Source organism: Myxococcota bacterium (assembly GCA_039030075.1).
Lineage (GTDB): Bacteria > Myxococcota_A > UBA9160 > UBA9160 > SMWR01 > JAHEJV01.
This window is the reverse complement of sequence record JBCCEW010000036.1, coordinates 20,671-42,350: the sequence shown is the minus strand read 5'-3', so window position 1 is coordinate 42,350 and position 21,680 is coordinate 20,671. Positions and strand designations below refer to the sequence as shown.

General features: G+C 67.2%; 20 protein-coding genes. 9 read left to right on the top strand and 11 right to left on the bottom strand.

The window, feature by feature from the left end; genetic code table 11:
• Positions 1–83 precede the first annotated feature (83 nt).
• From AAF430_24845 to ribB, 3 genes are all read left to right on the top strand, one after another.
• Positions 84–986, top strand: a complete 903-nt coding sequence (locus AAF430_24845; protein MEM7413484.1) for a LysR family transcriptional regulator — start codon at positions 84–86, stop codon at positions 984–986.
• Positions 987–1,205: 219 nt separating this feature from the next.
• The gene (locus AAF430_24840; GenBank protein MEM7413483.1) at positions 1,206–2,399 is read left to right on the top strand and encodes a GTP-binding protein; all 1,194 of its coding nucleotides are present in this window, start codon (positions 1,206–1,208) and stop codon (positions 2,397–2,399) included.
• 107 nt (positions 2,400–2,506) lie between these two features.
• A complete protein-coding gene (gene ribB / locus AAF430_24835; protein ID MEM7413482.1) occupies positions 2,507–3,652 on the top strand; it encodes a 3,4-dihydroxy-2-butanone-4-phosphate synthase in 1,146 nt (381 codons plus the stop codon).
• A gap of 15 nt (positions 3,653–3,667) precedes the next feature.
• On the opposite strand, the gene AAF430_24830 is transcribed toward ribB, so the two are convergent.
• The 3 genes from AAF430_24830 to AAF430_24820 form a co-directional block, all read right to left on the bottom strand.
• Entirely contained in the window at positions 3,668–4,492 is an 825-nt protein-coding gene (locus AAF430_24830; protein ID MEM7413481.1) for a GTP cyclohydrolase II, read from the bottom strand.
• 103 nt (positions 4,493–4,595) lie between these two features.
• The gene (locus AAF430_24825) at positions 4,596–6,062 is read right to left on the bottom strand and encodes a porin (protein ID MEM7413480.1); all 1,467 of its coding nucleotides are present in this window, start codon (positions 6,060–6,062) and stop codon (positions 4,596–4,598) included.
• A 301-nt stretch (positions 6,063–6,363) separates the two neighbouring features.
• Entirely contained in the window at positions 6,364–6,990 is a 627-nt protein-coding gene (locus AAF430_24820) for a hypothetical protein (GenBank protein MEM7413479.1), read from the bottom strand.
• Positions 6,991–7,083: 93 nt separating this feature from the next.
• Here AAF430_24820 and AAF430_24815 point away from each other — a divergent pair, with 93 nt between their 5' ends.
• Positions 7,084–7,854, top strand: a complete 771-nt coding sequence (locus AAF430_24815; GenBank protein MEM7413478.1) for a hypothetical protein — start codon at positions 7,084–7,086, stop codon at positions 7,852–7,854.
• A 97-nt stretch (positions 7,855–7,951) separates the two neighbouring features.
• Here the strand turns inward: AAF430_24815 and AAF430_24810 are convergent, their stop codons facing one another.
• From AAF430_24810 to AAF430_24800, 3 genes are all read right to left on the bottom strand, one after another.
• The gene (locus AAF430_24810; GenBank protein MEM7413477.1) at positions 7,952–8,233 is read right to left on the bottom strand and encodes a hypothetical protein; all 282 of its coding nucleotides are present in this window, start codon (positions 8,231–8,233) and stop codon (positions 7,952–7,954) included.
• Positions 8,234–8,308: 75 nt separating this feature from the next.
• Complete coding sequence (locus AAF430_24805) at positions 8,309–8,557, bottom strand: hypothetical protein (protein MEM7413476.1); 249 nt, start codon at positions 8,555–8,557, stop codon at positions 8,309–8,311.
• Entirely contained in the window at positions 8,554–8,961 is a 408-nt protein-coding gene (locus AAF430_24800; protein MEM7413475.1) for a hypothetical protein, read from the bottom strand. The genes AAF430_24805 and AAF430_24800 overlap by 4 nt, the downstream gene beginning before the upstream one ends.
• 108 nt (positions 8,962–9,069) lie before the next feature.
• On the opposite strand from AAF430_24800, the gene AAF430_24795 reads away from it, so the two are divergent.
• Positions 9,070–9,969, top strand: a complete 900-nt coding sequence (locus tag AAF430_24795) for a LysR family transcriptional regulator (protein ID MEM7413474.1) — start codon at positions 9,070–9,072, stop codon at positions 9,967–9,969.
• A gap of 73 nt (positions 9,970–10,042) precedes the next feature.
• Here the strand turns inward: AAF430_24795 and AAF430_24790 are convergent, their stop codons facing one another.
• Positions 10,043–12,862 carry a LamG-like jellyroll fold domain-containing protein gene (locus AAF430_24790; GenBank protein MEM7413473.1) on the bottom strand — a complete coding sequence of 940 codons (2,820 nt, stop codon included), beginning with the start codon at positions 12,860–12,862 and terminating at the stop codon, positions 10,043–10,045.
• Between the two features lie 245 nt (positions 12,863–13,107).
• Here AAF430_24790 and AAF430_24785 point away from each other — a divergent pair, with 245 nt between their 5' ends.
• On the top strand, positions 13,108–14,049 hold the full coding sequence (locus AAF430_24785; GenBank protein MEM7413472.1) for an LLM class flavin-dependent oxidoreductase: 942 nt from the start codon (positions 13,108–13,110) through the stop codon (positions 14,047–14,049).
• A 64-nt stretch (positions 14,050–14,113) separates the two neighbouring features.
• Here the strand turns inward: AAF430_24785 and AAF430_24780 are convergent, their stop codons facing one another.
• The 3 genes from AAF430_24780 to AAF430_24770 all read right to left on the bottom strand — a co-directional run bounded on the left by AAF430_24780 (position 14,114) and on the right by AAF430_24770 (position 17,351).
• The gene (locus AAF430_24780) at positions 14,114–15,355 is read right to left on the bottom strand and encodes a cytochrome P450 (protein MEM7413471.1); all 1,242 of its coding nucleotides are present in this window, start codon (positions 15,353–15,355) and stop codon (positions 14,114–14,116) included.
• A gap of 102 nt (positions 15,356–15,457) precedes the next feature.
• Positions 15,458–16,696: a lipase family protein gene (locus AAF430_24775; GenBank protein ID MEM7413470.1), complete on the bottom strand. Its 1,239-nt coding sequence runs from the start codon at positions 16,694–16,696 to the stop codon at positions 15,458–15,460.
• A gap of 13 nt (positions 16,697–16,709) precedes the next feature.
• Positions 16,710–17,351, bottom strand: coding sequence for a TetR family transcriptional regulator (locus tag AAF430_24770; protein MEM7413469.1), 642 nt, complete (start codon positions 17,349–17,351; stop codon positions 16,710–16,712).
• A 229-nt stretch (positions 17,352–17,580) separates the two neighbouring features.
• On the opposite strand from AAF430_24770, the gene AAF430_24765 reads away from it, so the two are divergent.
• The 3 genes from AAF430_24765 to AAF430_24755 all read left to right on the top strand — a co-directional run bounded on the left by AAF430_24765 (position 17,581) and on the right by AAF430_24755 (position 20,289).
• Positions 17,581–18,081, top strand: coding sequence for a nuclear transport factor 2 family protein (locus tag AAF430_24765; GenBank protein ID MEM7413468.1), 501 nt, complete (start codon positions 17,581–17,583; stop codon positions 18,079–18,081).
• 123 nt (positions 18,082–18,204) lie between these two features.
• Complete coding sequence (locus AAF430_24760; protein MEM7413467.1) at positions 18,205–18,687, top strand: hypothetical protein; 483 nt, start codon at positions 18,205–18,207, stop codon at positions 18,685–18,687.
• A 90-nt stretch (positions 18,688–18,777) separates the two neighbouring features.
• A complete protein-coding gene (locus AAF430_24755) occupies positions 18,778–20,289 on the top strand; it encodes a YdiU family protein (protein ID MEM7413466.1) in 1,512 nt (503 codons plus the stop codon).
• Between the two features lie 52 nt (positions 20,290–20,341).
• On the opposite strand, the gene AAF430_24750 is transcribed toward AAF430_24755, so the two are convergent.
• Positions 20,342–21,631, bottom strand: a complete 1,290-nt coding sequence (locus AAF430_24750; protein ID MEM7413465.1) for a serine hydrolase — start codon at positions 21,629–21,631, stop codon at positions 20,342–20,344.
• Positions 21,632–21,680 lie beyond the last annotated feature (49 nt).

The window sequence follows — 21,680 nt, the reverse complement described above, 5'->3', positions numbered from 1 at the left end:
TGAATGCACGCAGAGGATGTACGCCAGCTCTCGATATGCGTAAAATGCTTTCTTTGCATAGGTGCGATGCCTAGAAGGTATAAATGGAACTGAGACACCTCCGTTACTTCGTCGCGGTGGCCGAGGAAGGGAGCGTGAAGGGCGCCGCTGGGCGGCTGCACATTGCCCAACCCGCGCTCAGCCGGCAGATCATGAGCCTCGAGGAGGATCTGGACTGCGAGGTCTTCGAGCGCCTGCCCCGAGGTGTGCGACTGACGGCCGCGGGCGAGGCGTTTCTGAGGGAGGCCCGGGAGATCCTCGCGCGAGCGGAAGCCGCGCGTGGCAGGGCCCAGAAAGTGGCCCGGGGCCAGAGCGGCTTCTTGCGTGTCGGCTACGCGGAGAACGCAGCGTGGGGAGGGGTGATGCCTCGGCTGCTGCGTCATTACCGTACGAAGTTCCCTGACGTGACGATCGAGCTGATGCCCCTGCTCGCAGCCGAGCTCGTCCATCAGCTCGAAGCGCACCGAGTCGGGGCCGGGTTCGCCTATCTCCTCGGGCCCAGGCCCGGGGGCATCCGGTCCCTCCTGGTTCAAAGAGACGACGTCGTGCTCGCCGTCCCTCGGAGTCGCGGCTGGCGCGGTCGCACGGACCTTCGCCTTCGGGATCTCGCCACGGAGCCGCTCGTCCTCTTTCGGAGGAAGACCTCCCCTGACTACCATGACCGGATCCTGGCGGCGACTCAGCGAGCCGGGCTGTCACCGAACATCGTCCAGGAAACCCGCGACGAACAGACCATGCTGAGCCTGGTCTCGGCTGGGGTTGGCATCGGGTTCGCCAACTCGGCCAACCGGATGCGGCCCCCCAAGCTCGTGGACTTCGTTTCGGCCCGGGACCTGAAGGTCGAACTCCCGCTGCAGCTCGCGTGGAGAAGCGGCGAACGCGAAGAGTCCATCCAACAGCTGATTCGCGCTGCGCGACGAAGTGCGAACGCATCCGACGGTCCATAGCGACTGCCCCGTCCCGAGATCTGCGAGGCTTCCTACGCCGATCGTGCTGGGGAGCGTCGGGGCCGATCGAGCAACACGCTTCCAAAGACCTGAGCCGAGGGCGGCACACGCGGCGCTGCCAGAGAGGCAACCATGATGCCCTATGCGAGAATGCGGCTCGAGAGGGAGGTTCGCGGAAGGATGGCCCCGATAGACGACGAGCGGACGGAGTAGCCGCAGATGGGCACTTCCGAGAGACTGCCCGTCACGGTTCCCTGCGGTTTCCTGGGCTCGGGAAAGACGACCCTGCTCCGACGTTGGCGCCGCGACGAGGCGCTGCGCGGCGCAGCACTCATCGTTCACGACCTCAGCGAGTTCGGCCTCGATGCGGGACTCCTCTCCGACGAGAACGCCACACCGGAGATGGGTTGTCTCGTCGATCGCGTGGCCGCCCTGCATGGAGTGCACGCCCGAGAACAACTCCACGCCTCCGTCGGCCGCACGCTGGCCGAGATCGCAACCCTCGACCCGGCGCCGCCGCATGTCCTGTGCGAGAGCACGGGTGTGGCGAGGCCCTGGCCGCTCATCTCGGCGCTCACGCAGGATGAACGCTTCACCCTGCGCCACTTCATCGTGACGGTCGACGCGCTCAATCTGCACCGCGACTTCGCGGATGGTCGCGTCTTCACCCGCGAAGCCGCCGCATCCAGCGACGTCGCCCTCCAACGGGCCGCCGAGCTGTTCGTCGAGCAGCTCGCCTTCGCCAGCGTGATCCTCCTGACGAAGGTCGACACCCTTCCCCGGTCCGTGGTCGATGCCCAGGTGCGTACCCTGCAGCAGCTCCAACCGCTGGCCACGGTGGGGCTCTCGGCGCAAGGCGGGCTGCGCTTGGCGCAGCTCGACTCCGCACGGGCGCCCGAGCCCGGCGAGCTCGAGCGCCGAGCCGAACGCTTCCGCCTCGGCCCTGAAGCCGCCACCGCGGACGATGTCGAGGCGATCGTGTTCCGCGACCGGCGCCCCTTCCATCCTCAGCGACTGTACGACGCGTGCCAAAGCCAGCTCGGCACCGGCCTGTACCGCATCAAGGGATTCCTGTGGCTCGCCTCTCGACCGGAGGACGTCCTCCTCTGGCAACAGTCCGGCAGCCAGATCGACCTCGAACTCACGGGCATCTGGACCGTCGAGGCGGCTGAGAACCGCTACGGGAAACTCACGCGCGAGGAAGCCGAGGTGCTCCGAAGGCAGCTCGAAACGGCGCACCCGATCTTCGGGGATCGTCGCAACGAGCTCACGCTCATCGGTCTCCCCGCGGAGCGCGAGGCCTTCGCCGCTGCCCTGCGAAACGCCCTCTGCACCGACGACGAGATCGCAGCCTGGCAACGCGGAAAGCGGTTCCGCGACCCCTGGCCCAAGAACGTGCGTACGATCGACTGAAGGCGCCCGATACACTCGCTGGCCTTCGAGCCACCCGCGGACCTCACTCGCCAACCGTGGTAGCTTCGCGTGCGCAGCCACGGACCGGCTCGCCAAGGAGGCCTCCCATGCCGCTCGACCACGTCCATGAAGCGATCCAGGAGATCCAGCGCGGCAAACCCGTGATCGTGGTCGATGACGAGGACCGGGAAAACGAGGGCGACATCGTGATTGCCGCCGAGAAGATCACTCCCGAGTGGGTGAACTTCATGGCGAAACACGGGCGCGGGCTCATCTGCCTCACCGTGACCGAGGAGCGCGCCGCCGAACTCGACCTCCCGCCGATGGTCGGGAACAACTCGGCCCAGTTCCAGACGGCCTTCACGGTGTCGATCGAGGCCCGCGAGGGTGTCACGACAGGGATCAGCGCCGCGGACCGCGCGCGCACGATTCAGGTCGCCGTGGACCCCAAGTCGACGGCACGGGACCTCGCCCGCCCGGGCCACATCTTCCCCTTGATCGCACGGGACGGCGGCGTGCTCGTGCGCACGGGCCATACCGAGGGCTCCGTGGATCTCGCCCGCCTCGCCGGTCTGACGCCGGCCGGCGTCATCTGCGAGATTCTCAAGGACGACGGCAGTATGGCGCGACGCGCGGAGCTCGAGCAGTTCGCGAAGGAGCACGACCTCAAGATCATCTCCATCGCGGATCTGATCGCGTTCCGCCGCGTCAAGGAGAAGCTCGTCCGGCGCCACGTCGAGCTCGACATCGACTTCCTGCACGGCACCTTCCACTCGATCGTCTACCGCAGCCTCCCGGACGAGATCGAGCACGTGGTCTTCACCCAGGGCGACATCGGGAGTGGGGAGCCGGTGCTGGTCCGGATGCAGGCGATGTCCGCCATGAACGGCTACCTCCCGGACCTCGGGCGGCCGACGGTGCTCGAGGCGCCGATGTGCCGGATTCAAGAGGAAGGCCGCGGTGCCATCGTCTTGATCGGGCAGCCCGGCGGTGGCGAACGCATCAGCGAGCTCCTCCAACGAACCCTCGAGAAGGGCATGGACGCCGCACCTCCGCGCGCAGACTCGGACCGGCTGCGAGACTATGGCGTCGGGGCGCAGATCCTGTCGGACCTCGGGATCCACCGGATGCGCCTGATGACCAACCGTCCGCGGCGCATCGTGGGGCTCGAAGGCTTCGAGCTCTCGGTCGACGAGGTCGTGCCCCTCGAGCCGGTCTCGGCGAGTGTTCACCGCCTCAAGCCCAAGAGCTGAAGCGAGGGCGCAGCGCTAGCTCTCGGGCTCCAGATCGTCCGAATCGATCTTGTGCCCCCAGTCCTGCTTCGCACTCAGGTAGCGGCGGTTCCAGTCCCCGACCCCGGTGACGTGCTTCACCCGCGTGATCTGCTCGAGGCCGAAGGCGGCGAGGTCCTCGATCTTCTTCGGGTTGTTGGTTAGCAAGCGGAAGGGCCGGTTGCCGAGGAAGTAGTGGAGGAGCGCCCCCGCGTCGCTGAAGTCGCGGGAATCGTCCGGGAGCCCGAGGGACCGGTTCGCCTGATAGGTGTTCTCGCCCTCGTCCTGCAGGATGTAGGTGGCCGCCTTGGCCCAGAGCCCGATGCCGCGCCCCTCGTGCCCGGCCATGTAGACGAGGATGCCGCCCTGGGGTTCGGTGGTGATCCGATCCGTCGCCGCGCTGAGCTGGGGGCCGCACTCGCAGCGGTGCGAGCCGAAGACGTCACCCGTGAGGCAGCTCGAGTGCACCCGCACCAGCGGAGACTCGGCGGCTTTGGGGTTCCCGACGACGAGCACGCTGTTGACCGCCATCGACGACGCCAGCATCGAGAAGAGATGTTGGCCGCCGCTCTTGCGGAGGGTACCGGCGAGAGACTCGACCTCTCCGAGCTCGGTGCTGCGAACCGCCGCGTACCAGTCCACCGTCTCCGGATGCTCTCCGATCCCCATCGGTAGCGGGATCGGGCCCAGGACGTTCAACGCCAACGCGTCCGAGGGGGGCTGGGCCCGCGGGTCGAGAAGTTGCCCCTGCGCACCGATCCGGACGAGCTTGCCTTCGTCGATCAGGCGCTCGCGAATCTTGGGGTTGAGGTAGGTGAACACGTCCGGATGCTAGCTCAAGCACCGGATGCAACGGCTCGGGGGCAGCCCCGCGAAGAGGCTGCCCCCGGCTAGCGCGCAGGCCCGAAAAGGCCGCAGTCCGACGTCAGAAGGAGATGTCCCACTGCAGCCGGAAGCGGTGGTCGAAGACGTCGCGACGGAGCACGTCGTCGTCGAGCGTCAGGTAGGACCAGTCGGCCGTGATCTTGTTGTTGTGGCCCCAGAAGAACCAGTTCGCGCCCAGGGTGAACTCCTGGCGCTCGTTGCTCCGGTTCCTCGAGGTCGCGTTCGGCTCGCGAACGAAGGCGTAGCGGAAGGCGAGTTCGAGCTCCTCGGGGACGACCTCGAAGAGCTCGTGGAAGAAGTAGCCGCTCTGGGCGTAGAACCCGTAGAGGTCGTTCTCCGTGTTCATCGCCTTGTCCTCGACGCGCTTCCAATGCCATTCCTGCTGGAACGAGAAGCCCTGCCACTTGAAGGCGAGTTCCTGCACGGCCTGGCGCGTCTCGAACTGCCGGAGGTTGGCGGCGCCCGGGGCCGCGAAGCCGTCGAGGTTGCCGCAGCCGCTCGAAGACCAGCGCGTGCAGCGGCTACGGGTCTGCGCCGCGCCGAAGGCGAGGCTGCCCGTGGGCTTCTCGGTGCGCTCGACGTCCGTCTGCCGCAGGGCGAGATCGCGACCGAGGAAGTTCCACTGGATCCGGCCGACGTACATCAGCTCGTTGTCGTCGTTCGAGGTCCCCCGCCCCTCGCCGTTGAAGATGCCGGCGTAGTAGCGGAGATCGGCGGGCGTCCCCGCGAAGAGGCGCCCACGCAGCGAGACGCCGACCTGGCGATCGATCGTGAAGATCCGGTTGACGATCGACCGTTCGACGAACTGCTGGCGACCCGAGGAATCGACCCGCTCACGGTTGTAGTCGATCTTCCACTGACCCAGCCGCAGGGCGATCTTCTCGAACTTCGCGATGTCGACGCGCCAGTCGATCACGCGCGCGCTCGACCTCGCGCTCGAGTCGTCGGCGTCGCGCAGAGGCTGGAGATCGATCTCGAAGTAGTACTTCAGCCACGGCCGGTAGCCGTGTCCGCCGATCTTCATGCGCAGACGTCGCGCGTCGAAGCTCGTGCGCTCCTGCGAGGAATTGAAGTTGGCCACCTGCCGGGGATCGCCCGTGTAGGGGTGCGTGAGTCGGAACTGGAAGCGCCACTGCAGGTTCGTCTGCCAGTTGCCGTCGCGCGTCTCGAGACGGAAACCCTTGCTGCCGTAGCTCCCCTTGATCGGGAACTCCCGCTCGAGCACCCGCTCCACCGCCCGGGCGATCTCCTCGTTGACCCGCTCGTCGACTTCGTCGTCCGGGCCGGCGCCGACGGGAGGCAGGTCCGCCGAGTCCCGTTTCGCACTTTCTTCCTCGGCCTTCCGCTCTTCCTCTTCGGAGAGCTCGTCGTGCTGCTCCTGGGTGATGGACCCGTTCTCGAGCAGTGCGTCGAGGAGCTCCTGGTGGCGGTCGGCCGCGAGGGCCGGAGTCGCGAGGACGAAGAGTAAGACGCAGAGTGCGCGAGCCGCGAAGCCCGGCGACAGCATGGGATTCAAGAGATCACCCCCCAGTGTTCGGTTGAGACCCCCAGCGAACGTCACTCGAACCGGGGGGTCGGGACGCGCGCATGCTGCTGTCGCCATGTGTCGTTTCTGTGACGAATCAAAGAACGTATGGCGGTATCGTGAACGCCCTCCATTTCGGCGGTTTCTGCCCGCGCCGGCGTCGACGCGGTCCGCCTCGGAGGCGAGCGCGCCGGTAGCGCTCTTCGGACCAGCCCAGGCGACCCGATCCGGTGGCAGGCGACGCGGGCAGAGCCCGATGGGACCGGCCCACCGCGCTGCCGGTTCAGGCTCGGGGAGTCTCCACCGGAACGCCGAGCAGGCGAAGGACCGCAGCCTCCATCAGCTCGGCGGCGCGCTCGGTGCTGTGGCCCTGTGCGGCACGCATGTGGCCCCAAGCGCCCACCGAGAGGACGGTCGCGAGGAGATCGGTCGTGTCGGCGGGCTGCGCCGAGAGCTCCTGTGCCAGGGCATCGTCGATCTGACACCGGACCCGGAGATCGAGGATGTGGCGAGCGCGGTCGCCGATCATCCGCTGGCGATCCGGCTCGACGGCCCGCAAGAAGGGCGACGCGGTTTCGAACACTGCGCTGACGCGGCGCACGAGTTCGGCGACGCGGGTGCGGACGTCCCCTTCAGGGGGGCCTCCCGACAAGTGCTCGTCCACGCGCTGCCGCACGAGGTCCTGAACCGCAGCGGCCAGACCGTCCCGCCCGCCGAAGTGCCGGAAGATCGTGCTGATGCTGTAGCCGGAGCGCGCCGCGAGCCACTCCGGGCTGGGTTGGAAGTCGGGCTCGACGATCGCCTCGGCCAGCGCGCGGAGAATGGCCTCGCGGCTCTGCTGCCGGCGCCGCTTCCGCCCGTCCCGCTCCGGTTCGGGCGACTCGCCCAGCTCGTGGGTCGGATCTGACATGGATCCCCTGGAAAATCGCTTGTGTTCTGATTCTAAACTATTGAGAATCAGATTTTCAATTGTTTACGAACTCACGAGATTGGAGATCCCTCGATGAAGCTCCCGCTTCGACTCGTTTCCATCGTCGCCGCCTTCCTCCTCGCACCGGCCCTCCTGGTGGGGGGGCTCCCCGGCTCCGCCTCGGCGCTGACGCTCAACCCCGAACTCCGCGAGCTGACGGGCGAGAACCCGTTCGCCCGGAACGTCTACCTCTGCAACTGCACGTTCGAGCAGTACCTCGCGGCGCCCCTGCCCGGGCCGAGCTGGGAGAAGAACTCGACGGCGATCAACCCGCGATACCTCATCGCGGACGAGACGGTCAGTATCGCGCCGGCGCCGCCGCTGGGAACCCCCGCCTCGCTGGATTTGGTCCCCGAGATCGCTGGCGACGACCACGAGTTCATCGCTCGGGTGCTCAGCGGGACGGTCATCGGATTCGGCGCCCAGGGCGCGTTCGCTCGCCCCCAGGTCGCCCGAAACACCACCCTCACCTACGACGCCGGGAGCGTCCTGCACACGGTCACGGACACGAGCGGCACCGAGTTCGTGCTCTTCTCGATGGACGGAGCGTCGACGGCCACCTACGACCCGACCGTCGTGGGCGGCCTTGGCGGGCTCGATCTGCCCGCAGGCTGGAGCTACGAAAGCGAGGTGCTCGCGAGCGAACTCGTCGTTGTCACACCGGGCGGGGTCGCGAACCTCTTCAGCCAGGGCAACGACATCGCGCTCTGGCAGGAACTCGTCCCCGTTCCCGAGCCCGCGACATCCCTCCAGCTTCTCGCGGGCGTCTTCGCGCTTGCCATGCGCAGCCGCCGCCGCGCCTAGCACAAGCTGCCCTCGACGCGGCAGTCACTCGCCCGGCGAGGCGACACGTTCGTGTCGGTTCTACCGCAGGACTTGGCCGACGATGAGCAAGCGATCGCTAACGGGTGGGCAGTCGAGCCAGCGCGCTGAGGATCGCGCTCGGATCGAGCCAGAGTCGGAAGTCCTCGCGCACGTCGACGAATCGCACGGTGCCTTCTCGATCGATGAGGTATGTCGTAGGGTGGGGAACCCCTTCCTCGATGGGCTCGGGGTTCGGCCTTCGCAGCCCGAGCCCATCGATCGCACGGCTCTCGGGATCCATCGCGAAATGGACGCGCTGGCGTAGCCCCATGCCGTCGATGTAGCTGAGTGCTTTGGGTGTCACCTGGTTGTCCGCCATGACCCAAACGATGTGGACATCCGGGTGACTCTCGAATGCATCCCGCAGCTGAACCAGCCGCGCCTTGGTGAAGGGTCACCAATCCACGCTGCGTTCGAAGGTGAGGAGCACCCGATGCCCCGCGAGACTCGAGAGGTCGAAGGGTGTTCCGTCGAGGTGTTGCAGCGAGAGTTCCGGGAGAGACTGACCGACGGCCTTCCACGCCGACGGCGCATCGCTGCGGACTGCTGCGTCGCTACCCCGGCGACCAAACTCCGTATTCGGCGCGATGATCGTCAGCGCTGCGATGACGAGAATGGCAAACGTCCAGATCCAACGGGTCATGCGGCGTTCCTCTCTGGAGCAGGCGGTCGCAACCACACGAAGCCGAGCGCGATCGCGAGAAAGATCCATGCCTCGACGCGAGGCAGTACGCCGAGATGGGCAAAGTCACCGAGGAACCAGCCCACGAACCGGTAGAAGGCCATCAGGATCATCGCGACGATCGTGAAGGTGCCCACCGTGCGTCCGAGCGCGGGTTCGCGTGCGACTCCGATCAGGCCGCCACCCCATCCGATCAATCCGCACGCCGTGAATGCCATGAAGTAGACACCGTTCGGGCCGAGCGGGGAGAGTGACCCGTCCACGGTACCCCCCGGTCCCATGGCGCTGAGAAAGCCCATGAGAAAGACGCCCCCTCCGAGCACGAGCAGCACACCAACGACCCCGCTGAGAACTCGATAGGGCATCGAGCGGATCTCCCTCCAAAGCGTGCCTGGTTGCGTCGGCACGTCCGAAGCTTCAACAATTCCAGCTGAGACGTAAAGACGGAACCTTGGAATGGTTCCTATTCGAGAATGGAATCGCGCAATATGGACCGATTCAGCTGGATGACCACCTTCGCGCGCGTCGCCGAGACGAGGAGCTTCTCTGGCGCGGCAACCGCGCGAGGCATGAACCAATCCACGGTGAGCAAACACATCGCGGCCCTGGAAGAGCACCTCGGTGTGCGTTTGATCCAGCGATCGAACCGGACACTGAGCCTGACCGAGGAAGGCTCGGAGTACTACCGCGCATGCCTCTTGGTACTCGATCAACTCGAGGCAGCCGAGGCGACGGTCGGAACCTCTGGGGCGCCGCGCGGGGAGCTTCGCGTGACGTTGCCAACGGTGCTCGGATCACAAGAAGTCGTTCCGCATCTCGAGCGATTCCTTGACGAGAACCCGGGACTCACCCTGAATCTCACGATGACCGATCGGTGGGTGGATCTGGTCGGCGAGGGAATCGACGTGGGCTTGCGAGTCGGTGCACCGCCGGACAACTCGCTGGTCACTCGTCGTGTCGGAAACGCGCGGCGCGTCGCTGTCGCGTCTCCCGACTACCTCGCGCGAACCCCGAAGTTGTCACATCCGAAAGACCTGGCGGTTCACCGCTGTATCTCTCCGTTTCGACTCTGGTCCTTCCGCGCCCGTACCGGCGAGATCTCGATTCCAGTGGATGGCCGACTCCTCGTAGACAGCCCCTCCGCGGCCCGGGAGGCGGTACTCGCGGGACAAGGGGTCTCCCTGGCACCGGTCTGGCTCTATGCCGGGGACATCGAGAACGGAGACGTCGAGGTCGTCCTGGAGAGGTTCGAAGGCGACCCCATCGAGATCAACATGGTCTACCCGTCACGGAACTTCGTTCCGACTCGAGTCTCGAGGTTCGTCGACTTCGTGATCGATCGGCTACGACAGAGTCCGTGGATCGAAGACTAGAGACGGGCCCCTGGGGTGTCGCGGTCGTTCGGGTGCCAACCGAAACGGCTCGTGACCCCGACACTGGAGTCTGTCAGCGCCGGCGTGCGGCCAGGACGAGGAGAACGAGCGCCCCGGCCACCAACGTCACGGCCGTGACCGGCTCGGGCACGAGCGTCACGTTGACGCGCGCGAAGCTCGGAAAGTCCTCGTTGACGTTCGACTGGAGAACGATCGGCGTGACGACGCTCAGGTGGCCTGCGCCTCCAGGCGCCCGCGCGTGAAGACCGCGTCGGGTGGCCGACGCATTCGGCGCATCGCCGAAGCCCGCCGTGCCCGTGCGGTAGAAAACCGTCGCGGTGCGATCGGTCCAGGGCAGCCCCGCGATGCGGTTCTCGACCCCTCCCAGTCGGCCACAGTTGGTCGCCGTGCTGACTCCGGGGACCGACTGTGCGAACGAGAGGTCGAAGATCCCGAGCACCTCGATCTGCACGTTTCCCAGGACTGCGCCCAGGCCCCGGTGGCCGCCTCCATCGATCCGCCCGAAGGTGTCTCCGGGCCACGCCACCGTGCACGGCGAGGCGGGAACGCCGGTGGGGACCGCGACCGCGCTGGAGGGCCCGGTGGGGCCAATCGTGAGGTTCCCCAGCGCGAGGGTGTAGGCGACATCGCCAGCGCCCGTACTCGGCAGGCTCAGGAAGGGGCTCTGGATCGTGCCCATCGTGGTGCCGAGAACGGAGGCGGGCAGGGTCAACACGTCCGGGGAAGCCACCAGACCGGTGATCGGACTCACCCCCTGACGCAGCGCGATCGACTCGCTCGGAGCGCGATTCACGCCGAGTTCGTAGTCGAGGGTGACGCAGAGCGCGGAGAGGCTCGTGACCATCGGCCGCTCCAAACTCACGACCTGAACGGCGCCCCGGTTCGAGCCGCCGTCGTCGTCCAGGAGCACGCCGAGCGCCACCTCGTGGGTGCCGTCGCCATCGAGGTCTCCGATGGGCGCGACGCCGATGCCGGCCAGGTCGCTCGGCGCGAGCACGTCGCCCAGACAGTTCCAACGCTCCGAGAGCTTGTCGACGACCGTCAGCGTGCCGGCTGGCGTCGGGTGGAGGACGTAGGCAGCGCCCGCGTCGGGGTGCCCGTCGTCGTCGCGGCTGGCTCCCGCCAGCAGCTCGACCCGACCGTCTCCGTCCAGGTCGGGAAGCGTGGCGAGCCCCAGGCCCAGCCGATCTCCCGACTCGAGGTGTCGATCGAGGACCGCGCTGGTCGCGACGCTGAGTTCCACAGCCGACCCCTTCGCGGTTCCATCGGCGTTCAGGGGGACCAGCCAGATCGAGCCCGTGCTCCCGCGATCGAGGGGCGCCGAGACGGCGAGGTCGGGCAGTGCGTCGCCATCGAAGGGACCCAGCGCGGCGATGCCCGAGCCCCATTGCGCGCCAACCGCGGCCGGCGTGGCCAGCTTCACCGGGGGCGATGCCAGCTCGCCGTTCGCTCCCAGGAAGAGCACGTAGACGGCGCCGGCCAGGCTCCCGCCGTCGTCGTCCCCCGCAGCGCCCACGGCCAGCTCGGTGCGGCCATCGCCGTCGAGGTCGCCCACCGCGGCGAGCCCGCTTCCGAAGAAATCGTCGTCGTCGAGCACCGCCGAAGGGAAGCCACCGCTCGCGTCGCCGATCTTCACGAGCGACGCCACCTGCAGCGGACTCGCGTCCATGAACAGGACGTAGACCGCGCCGCGGGCGCTCCCGCCGCCGTCGTCCTCGAAGGCGCCCACGGCGAGCGCGAAGTCGCTGCCGCCGGGCCCATCGAGATCGCCCAAGGAGGTGACCGCCGCGCCGAACTGGCTCCCGGTGAGGCTCAGGCCCGCGGTGGCGAGCGCCGTATCGAGGCCGCCGCTGGTCGCAGACAGTTTCGTACGGGCTTTGACCGTCCCGTCGGCGTTCAGCAGGAGCAAGTACACGGATCCACTCAGCGCCCCGCCGTCGGCGTCGAACAAGGCCCCCACGGCGAGATCCTCGACGCCGTCGCCATCGACGTCGCCGAGCGGCGCGGTCGCGCTGCCGAAACGGTCACCGTCGGCGAGCAGGCCGCCCGGGTTCGCGCCCGGCGTGCCCGGACTGCTCAGGAAGCCGTCCGTGTCGCTGATCTTCTGGGTGCCGCTCGCCACCAGCGGCGACGTGTTGGCGGCCGCCACGCGCGGATCGAGGGCGACGATCTCGCTCTGGGACAGGGCGCGGTCGTAGAAGCGCACCTCGTCCATCTCCCCGACGAAGGGGTCGGTGAAGGAGCCCGCGCCGAACCCGATCTGCGCCTGCTGGCCCAGGTAGACCAGGCCGGATCCCGTGCCATCGTAGACGATGGTGTCCGGGTCGACGCGGACGCCGTCGATGAAGTACTCGAAGTCGGTGGGTGAGCGCACGACGAGGGCCAGATGGACCCAGGCACTCGAGGGAATCGTCACCGGCGCGACGGCCGATCGCCGGCTGAACGACGAGGGCGAGCCGCCGTCCCCCACCTGCGCGTAGAGCACGTTGGTCGTCGAGATCAGGAAGGAGAAGCCCGAGTACTGCGTGAGGTTCGCGTCGTTCTCGAAGATCCAGCAGTTCACCCCATTGGGGCAGCTGTGATTCACGAGCACCGACACCGTCACCGGAAGGCTCGGCTTGAGGGTGGCCGACGTGCCCAGGCCCACGATGTCGTCGATGCCATCGAAGGACAGCGCGCCAGCCGGGTTGCCCAGCGCGTCGGCGGCGGGCACGGCGCCGGTCACCGTGCCGTCGTTTCCGCAGCCACTGGCGTCCGCGGCGTCGCCGTCGAGCGGCCAGTACCCGATCAGCCCGCCATCACCGCAAGCGGCATGGGCGGAGTGGGAGGTCAGCGCGAGCAGGAACAGGACCAGCAGGAGCGTACGGCGCATCGAAGAAGCCTCGGGGGTTCCCCAACCTACAGACGACCTGGAAGTCCGTCTAGCGGCTCGAGCAGGATCGGCTCGAGTCGGCACACATGCGTCGGTTTCGAGGATCGGAGGGCGCTGCCGCGTCACCCCGTCTGCCCCGTCGAGCGTATGATGTCGAGCTTCGTCAGTGGGGTGAAACACCTCCCCTTGCGCATGCACGTCCGCAAGCGCTGAGAGCGCATCCCGTTCAGGAAAGGACCGTGAAGATGGCCCTGAGCGTCGAGTCGGGAGCGAAGTTCGGATTCATCTGCGGCATGCGCGACTCACGCGATGCGCGCGACACCGTCGAGCTCGCGGAGCGCTGGGGATACGACTCGATCTGGGTCGGCGATCACATCGAGTTCCCCCTACCCCTGCTCGACCCGTTCGTGCAGTTGTCGCATGCCGCGGCCTTCAGCACGAAGCTCACCTTCGGCACCGCGGTGTACCTGATGCCGCTCCGGCACCTCGTCCCCCTGGCGAAACAGGTCGCCAGCCTCGACATCATGAGCGACGGCCGTTTCATCTTCGGCGCCGGCGTCGGGGGCGAGTTCCCGAACGAGTGGGCGGCCTGCGGAGTCCCGCACTCCGAACGCGGCGCGCGGATGTCCGAGGGCATCCCGCTGCTCAAGCAGCTCCTGACGGGCGAGACGGTGGAGAACCCGGAAGGACGCTTCTACCCCTTCGACCAATTGACGTTGAAGCCCGCCGCCACCTCCGCACCTGGCCCGCCGGTGTGGACCGGCGGACGGTCCAAGGCGGCGCTGACGCGCTCCGGCGCCATGGCCGACGGATGGATCGGCTACTCCGTCACCCCCGAGATGTATCGCGATGCACTCACGACGATCGAGGCGGCCGCCGCGGGCGCCGGGCGGGAGATCGACGTGTTCGGCACCGGAGACCTGCTCTTCACCCAGATCGGCGACACCTACGAAGAAGCCTTCGAGAGCGCGAACGCCCACCTGAGCATGCGCTACGCGATGGACTTCTCGCGCGCGACGAAGAAGTACTGCGCCCTGGGCCGCCCCGAGGACGTCGCCGCGCGGTACAACGAGTTCTACGAAGCGGGGTGCCGGCACTTCGTGCTCGACTTGACCTCCACCGGGAAGACGCTGAAGGCGCAGATCGAGCGCTTCGGCCGGGAAGTCCGACCGCTGCTGTCGTTCTAGCGCCGTCCTCGCGCGACGTTGTAGAAGGCGGCGCCCCAGGCCCTAGTCATGTCGCTTGGAGAACCTACCGCTCGGGGGACGTCAGGCGCAGCGGCAGCTCGAGCGGCCCGTTCACGAACCCCGCCCTCTTCCATCGGGTCACGCCCGCGTGTTCGATCGAGGCGAACCGTCGGCGTAGGACCCGCAACGCCTCCACGATCTCCGCCGTCGCCAGACTCGCCCCCAAACAGTACTTGTGACCGAAGCCGAGCCCGAGATGGTCGACCGGCTCGGGCCGTCCGAGATCGAACGTGTTCGGGTCGTCGTAGACCGCCGGGTCGCGCTGCGCTCCGCCGATGTCGAGGACCAGCATCGTACCGGCCGGCACGTCGACCCCGGCGACTCGGGCATTCTCATCGGACGTCCGCAACAGGACATGGGCGAGCGGGGAGTACCGCAGGATCTCATGGGCGGCCGCCTCGAGGCTCGACTCGTCCGCCAGCGCTTCCCATTGCGCAGGATGATCGGCAAAGAGATGCAACCCGATCGCAAGCTGGTTCCGCGTCGTGTCCGTTCCCGCCGTGATGACGGAAACCGCGGTGTTCAGCACCTCCTCCGCACTGAGCGTCCCCTCTTCCGTCTCGGCTTGAACCAGATCAGTGATGAGATCCGCCCCAGGAGACGTGCGTTTCTCCTCGATTAGATCCAGAATGAAGGCGTCGAGCTGTTCGTGGGCCACCAGGGCTTCCTCGACCGCCGCCGGGACGCCGGTCATGGCATCCAGAACGGTCTCGACGAGCGCGCTGAACATCTCTGTATCGCTCTCGGCCCCGCCGAGCACGTGGATGATGACGCGCGTCGGGTAGTCATGGGTCAGCACCGACACGGCATCGCACGCCCCGTCCGCCGGGACGCCGTCCGTCAACCGCTCCATGATCGACTGCATCATCGGCCGGTAGCGATCGCTCTTCTTCGGACTGAAGCTCGACTTCGAGGCGATCCGTCGCATCCGCAGATGATCGGGTCCATCTCGAAGGAGCAGGCTCTTCTTGCGGCGAGCGACGAACCGGGGGTCGAGGCCGGGCATGAGCTCCATCGCCTTCCGGGCGCCCTGCTGAAACGAACGGTCGGCCAGAACCGCCTTGATCGCCTCGAGGTTCCGGACGACGACCGCCCCTCCGAAGCGAAACACCGGTGCATCGTGCTTTGCCCGTGCGTAGCGGTCCCAGGGGCGTTCGTTCTCCGGTAGCTCGCCGGGGTTCTCCGCGAGGACCGGGAGTTCGCTCACCTGCGTTGGGAGGCCACTCTGGCGCGGATTCGCTTCCACGTGCGAAGCGTAGCGAGATCGAGGCTCGAAGAGCGAGGCGGAATTCGATCGTGGCTGCGACTACGAACGGAGCCCGCATCGCGCACGGCTGGCAATCGCCGCCTAACGCTCGAGCGACGCACAGTTGCCTGGCGAGACTTCACCGCGAAACCGCCCCTCCACCCACTTCGAGAAGTCCTCGCGCCCCACGCTCATCGGGCCACTGTGCTCCTCGCCTTCGTACACCAGATAGGTGAGCTGGCTCCCGGCCTCGCAATGCTCCCGCGCATAGGCGTTGGCCAGCGCAACCGGAGTCATCGTGTCCGCCGTGCCCTGGCCGATCAGGATCGGCTGGGGAAGACGGACCGCGGGGATCTCCATGTGCTGCACCGCATCCTTGATGCCGGGGGTCTCGGAGAACGGCACGTGGGTGAACGTGGTCGATGTCGTCAGCCCGAGTGCTGCCCCCTCGCGGAGCAACTCGAACACGCAGGCCTCATGCACACGCGGCAGCAGCGCACGGGCCGGCTCGGTGAGCGACGTCTCGGCGCTGAACGTGGGGGTGAAGGTCTCCATCGCGGTCACGTTCAGCAACACGACCCCGAGATACCGCATCGGCCCGTCTCGCTCGGTGTGCTGGCCGGAATAGGCTTTCAAGAATCCGATTCCGGGCGCGGTCGCGAGCGTGCCGACGAACTCCAGGTCCGGAGCCCGGCTGCTCGCTTGGACCGCGGTGCACAGTGCACCATGCCCACCCTGTGACTGGCCGGTGACGAGCCACTTCTTCGAGAGGCCCCACCCGAGACCCTGGGCAGCGACGACGGCGTCGATGTTTCCCCTCGCCGCGGCCTCGCAGTGGAGGTACGGGTGCGGCCCAGGCGTGCCGAGGCCTTCGTAGTCGGTCGCGACGATCGCGTAGCCCTTCGCGAGCCAGTAGTTCAGGTAGCTGACGTCTCGCTCTGATCGCCCGCTCCACGAAGGCGCGCACTGATCGGCGATGCCGACGGTTCCGTGGGACCAGGCGATGACGGGCCACCCTCCCTTCGGCGCCTCTCCTTCCGGCAGGAACGCAGCCGCCGAAACCGCGACCGGCTTTCCGCTGAAGCTCTCGGACGAATAGAGGAAGCGAACCGAGCGGGCGCTCTGCTCGAGCTGCAGTCGGTCTTCCAGCGGCTCGGAACGAAGCAGCTTGCCGGCTGTCGTCGGGACCGAATCGCTCCACTGGTAGAAGGACGAAGGGGTGCCCGCTCCGCCGTCGACCGAGGCGGACGGCGACTGGGCTGACCCGCTACCCGCAAAGGCGGTCGCCAGCGCGACGAGGGTCGCTGCCTGCACGAGTTGCCATCGATTGAATCGGACCATGTTGGGACTTCTCCTACACGCGAGGTGAGTCGAGGGAAGGCTGCGTCGAACGACCCAGCCTGGCTTCGACGAGCGACGAGAACGCGAATCCATCGATGATGGTTTCGATTCCTGCGCGAACGCTGTCATCAGGGGATTGCGGAACGACTTCGGGAGGCGATACCCGGAGCATCGGCAGCATCACGGACCCCAGAACGAATCGGCTCAGCGTGGCGAACAGTCGCACCGCGTCCTCCGCCGAGAACCCGGCGTCGCGGAGAACCGTGAGCGCGAGACCGCTCGCCTCCCGCGTTGCCGGCGTCAGCTCGTCGAGCCCGACGGTGAGTGCGACGAGACCGGGATGGTCGCGCAGGGAGGCGTACATCCCGAGGAACGACTCCTTCGTCCAGGCACGCCAGTCGTCGCGCGGGACGTCGTGGTCGAAGGCCGCGGCCTCGCGCACCAGCAGGTCGAGGACGCCGGCAAGGAGGTCGTTCTTGTTCTCGAAGTGGTTGTAGAGCGCCATCGGAGTGACGCCCAGGCGTTGGCTGACCGCGCGAAGGGAAAGGCGGTCGGCGCCTTCCTGGCGCACGACGTCGAGGGCCGTCTCGAGCACCCGCTGGCGGGACAACCGTCGGCGCCCGGTCACGGGTGCCTCTGCGCTGCGCTCTGCCATGACCGCTCCTCCCTCTCAAAGATATTCGCTGTATATCTCAAACGAGACTAAATAAGGATCAGAGATCGAATAGCCTCTGTTTCGCGATCTAAATATATACATTGTATATCTCTTGTCAAACGACCATCGGTTCCCGGGTTGCCCTCCTGGGCCTGGGCCGCCGACCCTTCGCGCTCGAACATCGAGGCCGCCGTTCTCGATCGCACACGAACCACCAGGAGCAACCGCGATGACCGATGCGAACCTCACCGATCGGCTGGCTCGGCTCGAAGCCCTCGAAGAGATCAAGGCGCTGAAGCACCGCTACTTCCGGGCCATGACGCTGGGCGACTACGACCTGCTCGAGGAGACGCTGACGGAAGACGTGTCCACCTCCTATTCGGACGGCGAGTACGTCTTCGATGACCGCGAGAAGCTGCTGCGCTTTCTCATCGATTCCCATCACGCCGGCCAGCAGGTCGCGTACTGGATGTGCGGGATGCCGGAGATCGAGGTGACCAGCCAGACCGACGCGACCGGAATCTGGGCCTTCTACCACTACTTCTATCACCGTGGTCACGAGTTCGTCGACGAGATGTTCGCCTACTACGACGACGTCTACCGCTACGAGGACGGTGCGTGGCGAATCGCGAAGACGGGCTACAAACGCGTCCTGAATCAGGAGCTCTACCGCAAGGATCTGCCATACAAGGTCAAGGTGCCGGCAGGTCCGGTTCCCCAGTCCGAGTAGGAGGGAGCCAGGAATGTCGAAGTTCGAGCGAGGCGAGATCGAGGCGGCACTCGAGGCAGGGGGACGATTCGCGGCACCGCCGCTCGCGCCTCCCGACCAGGTCGCGCTCGTGGGGAGATACGAATGAGCGACCCCGTCACGACCTTCGTCCACCGCGAGGTGATCGATCTGCGCGCCACGCCGGCGCAGGTGCGCGCCTTCATCCTCACGCCCGAGCGCATCCTCGACTACTACCCGTCGCCGGTCGACGGCGGTGTGCTCGAGCCCGGCCGCGCCATCTGGTGCCGCGGAGAGATGGGCACCTCGATGCTCGAGCGCGTCGAGGCCGAGTCGAACGACGAGGTCTTGGTTGTGAAGGTCACGACGGCGTTTGGCCTCGCGCCCCCGTTCACGCGGGAACGCATCGAAGCGAATGCAGGGTTCACGATGATCGAGGACTGGGCGCTCGAGGCGATCCCGGATGGCACGCGGCTTACGAAGACCTGGCGAGACGTGGCTTCATCGGGCCCCGAAGCGTTCCCTCTGGCCGACGCCGTGCGCGAAGGCGCAGTGAACGAGACGGCGAAACTCGTCGCAGGCTGGAACGCGGCGGCCTCCAAAGGTTGAGACCCTACCCGCCCCGCGTGTCTGGCGGGGTTCGGTGAGCGTCCCGACCCGACGCCGCGCGTTCTGCGCGAGATCGCCTAGTCTGAAGGCATGGCGGGGCCCGCGACGAGCGGCTTCAGCGGGCTCACGGAGCCCGGATACGGAACCCTTCCCGATGGGTCCTTCGCGCGCGTCCCCCCGACGCCCACGCCGGCGCCGCAGCTCCTCCGACTGAACGAAGGGCTCGCGAGCCACCTCGGGCTCTCGGTCGATTGGCTTTCGAGCGCGGACGGCGTCGCAGTCCTCGCCGGAAACCAGCCCGCGGAGGGCGTGCCCCCCCTCGCCATGGCCTATGCGGGCCACCAGTTCGGCAACTGGGTCCCGAGCCTCGGGGATGGTCGCGCCATCTTGATCGGCGAGGCGCGTGATCGCGACGGCGCGCTCCGCGAGATCCAACTCAAGGGCGCCGGACGCACCCCCTTTTCGCGCGCAGGCGATGGCCGGGCCGCGCTGGGCCCCGTGCTCCGCGAGTACGTGGTCAGTGAGGCGATGCAGGCGCTCGGGATCCCGACCACGCGGGCCCTCGCCATGCTCACGACCGGCGACTCCATCGTTCGGGACACGGTCCAACCCGGTGCGATCCTCGCGCGCGTCTCCGCGGGACACGTGCGGGTCGGGACCTTCCAGTACTTCCATGCCCGTGGGATGACGGACCACGTCCGGGCGCTCGCCGACTTCGTGATCGAGCGCCGCTACCCCGAAGCCGCGGAGTCCGCAGCCCCCCACGGTCCCTACCGCGCCCTCCTCGATCGCGTGATCGCGGCCCAGGCCGACCTGATCGCACGTTGGATGCTCGTCGGATTCATCCACGGCGTCATGAACACAGACAACATGTCGATCCTGGGGGAGACGATCGATTACGGGCCCTGCGCGTTCCTCGACGAGTACGAACCAGGGAAGGTATTCAGCTCGATCGATCACGGCGGTCGCTACGCCTACGCCCAGCAGCCGAACATCGGACTCTGGAACCTGACGCGGTTCGCCGAGACCCTGCTGCCGCTGCTCGACGAATCCGAAGAAGCCGCGGTCGAAGCGGCGAAGGACGCGCTCGAGGCCTACGCACCGCGCTTCGAGCAGACCTACCGCACGCGACTGCTCCGGAAGATCGGCCTGGAGATGCCGAACGAAGAGAACCTGGACGTCGCCTCACGGCTTCTCGAGCGCATGGCCGAGCAGCAGGCGAACTTCACCCTCACCTTCCGCCGGCTCTGCGACGGGGTCGTCGACACTCCTCCGAAGGATGTCGATGCGGGGCCTCGCTCGCTCTTCGCCGATCCCAGCGGCTTCGACGCCTGGGCCGCGGACTGGAGACAGCGGCTGCGCACGGAAGGACGCGACGCCGACCAGACGCGGGCCGAGATGCGTGCCACGAACCCCGCGATGATCCCGCGCAACCACCGCGTGCAGCAGGCGATCGACGCGGCGACCGAAGGCAACCTCGGGCCGCTGGATGACCTGTGGACGGTGACGACGAAACCGTTCGAGGACCACCCGGGTCTGTCGCAGTACGCCGACCCGCCCGAGCCCCACGAACGCGTCCACGCGACGTTCTGCGGCACCTGAGGTTTCGCAGCGCCCGGCTCGCCAAGGCCGCAAGCCCTGCCGCACGCCTCCGCTAGCCCGCGATCGACCCGACGCAGCGCACGACCTCGGCTTGGTACACCTTGCCGCGCTCGTTGCAGAGATCGATGGCATGGAGCGACGTGGGGACGAACGCGAAGCCGATCTCGGCCTCCGGATGCCATTGGAAGATGGAGCCGCCGAGCCCCATCCAGCCGTAGAACCCTTCACGGCCGGCGTTGAGCGCTCGGCCCAGGTCGCCTTTCGCAGCTTGGGCCGCGCTGAAGCGATTCACACCGCCTTGGGTGAAGTCGGTCGGGGCGAGGATCATGTGGGCTTCGGTGGGCTCCGCATGCGCGGCTTCCCAGGCCGCACTGCCGAGGTAGTCCTTCCCGTCCCAACGCCCTCGCGCCGCCATCAAGGCGGCAACCCGCGCCAGGCCCCGCGCCGATGCCTTGGTGCCCGCCGACGGAGTTTCGCCGGCCGTGATGATGGGGTCGTTGAAGACGAGAACCGAGCGCATCTCCGTGAAGGGCTGTGGGGCGCTTCGGCTCGTCGCGTTCCGGCCGGTCCAGAGCAAGCGAAGGAGTCGCCCGATCAGCTGCAGGAAACCGAGCTTGATGCGACGCCCGAGGGCGCGCGGCCGCAGCGTCTCGAGGAACTGCCACCGCAGCGAAGGCATCTCGACGGGCGAGACCCGATCGACGTCTCGGTCTTCCACGCCGATCCGCACGTCGGCCCCGAGCGGGCCGCTGATCTCGTCGCGAAAGTACTCCCCCATGGTCCTGCCGGCCGGATCGACGCGGCGGAAGATCTCGTTGGCGATCCAGCCCCGGGTGATCGCGTGATACTCGCGGGGTTCGCTCTCGGATCGGAAGCGGAGCTTCTGGCCTTCGACGATGCGGCCGATCGCGTTGTCCTTGATACGCTCGCGTAGTGTGTCGTCGGGGGCGAGAGACGCATCGAACGCAGCCATGCCCCCTTCGTGACGCATCACGTCCGCGACCCGGAGACTCTCTTTGCCATGGGAGGCAAACTCCGGCCAGTGCGACTCGACGCGATCGTCGAAACGGAGCAGGCCGCGGTCGACGAGATGCGCCATCGCGATCGTTTCCAGGCTCTTGCCGCTACTGAAGACGTTCACGAGAGAGTCCGGGGAAAACCCCGAATCGTCGGCTGCGGCACGCCACAGATCGACGACCTTGCGGCCACGGTGGTACACGCAGAGCTGCGTATTTCGTTCGGCCATCGTCTCGGTCTCTCGCGCGTAGAGGCGCTTGACGGACTCGAACCCCGGTGCCACATCGCCTTGCACGGGGCCTTGTTCGAATCGGAGTCGGCTCATCGTTTCCTTCCTTGGAGCGCCGAGTCCGGCGCGAGCGGCGGGGCCGCGC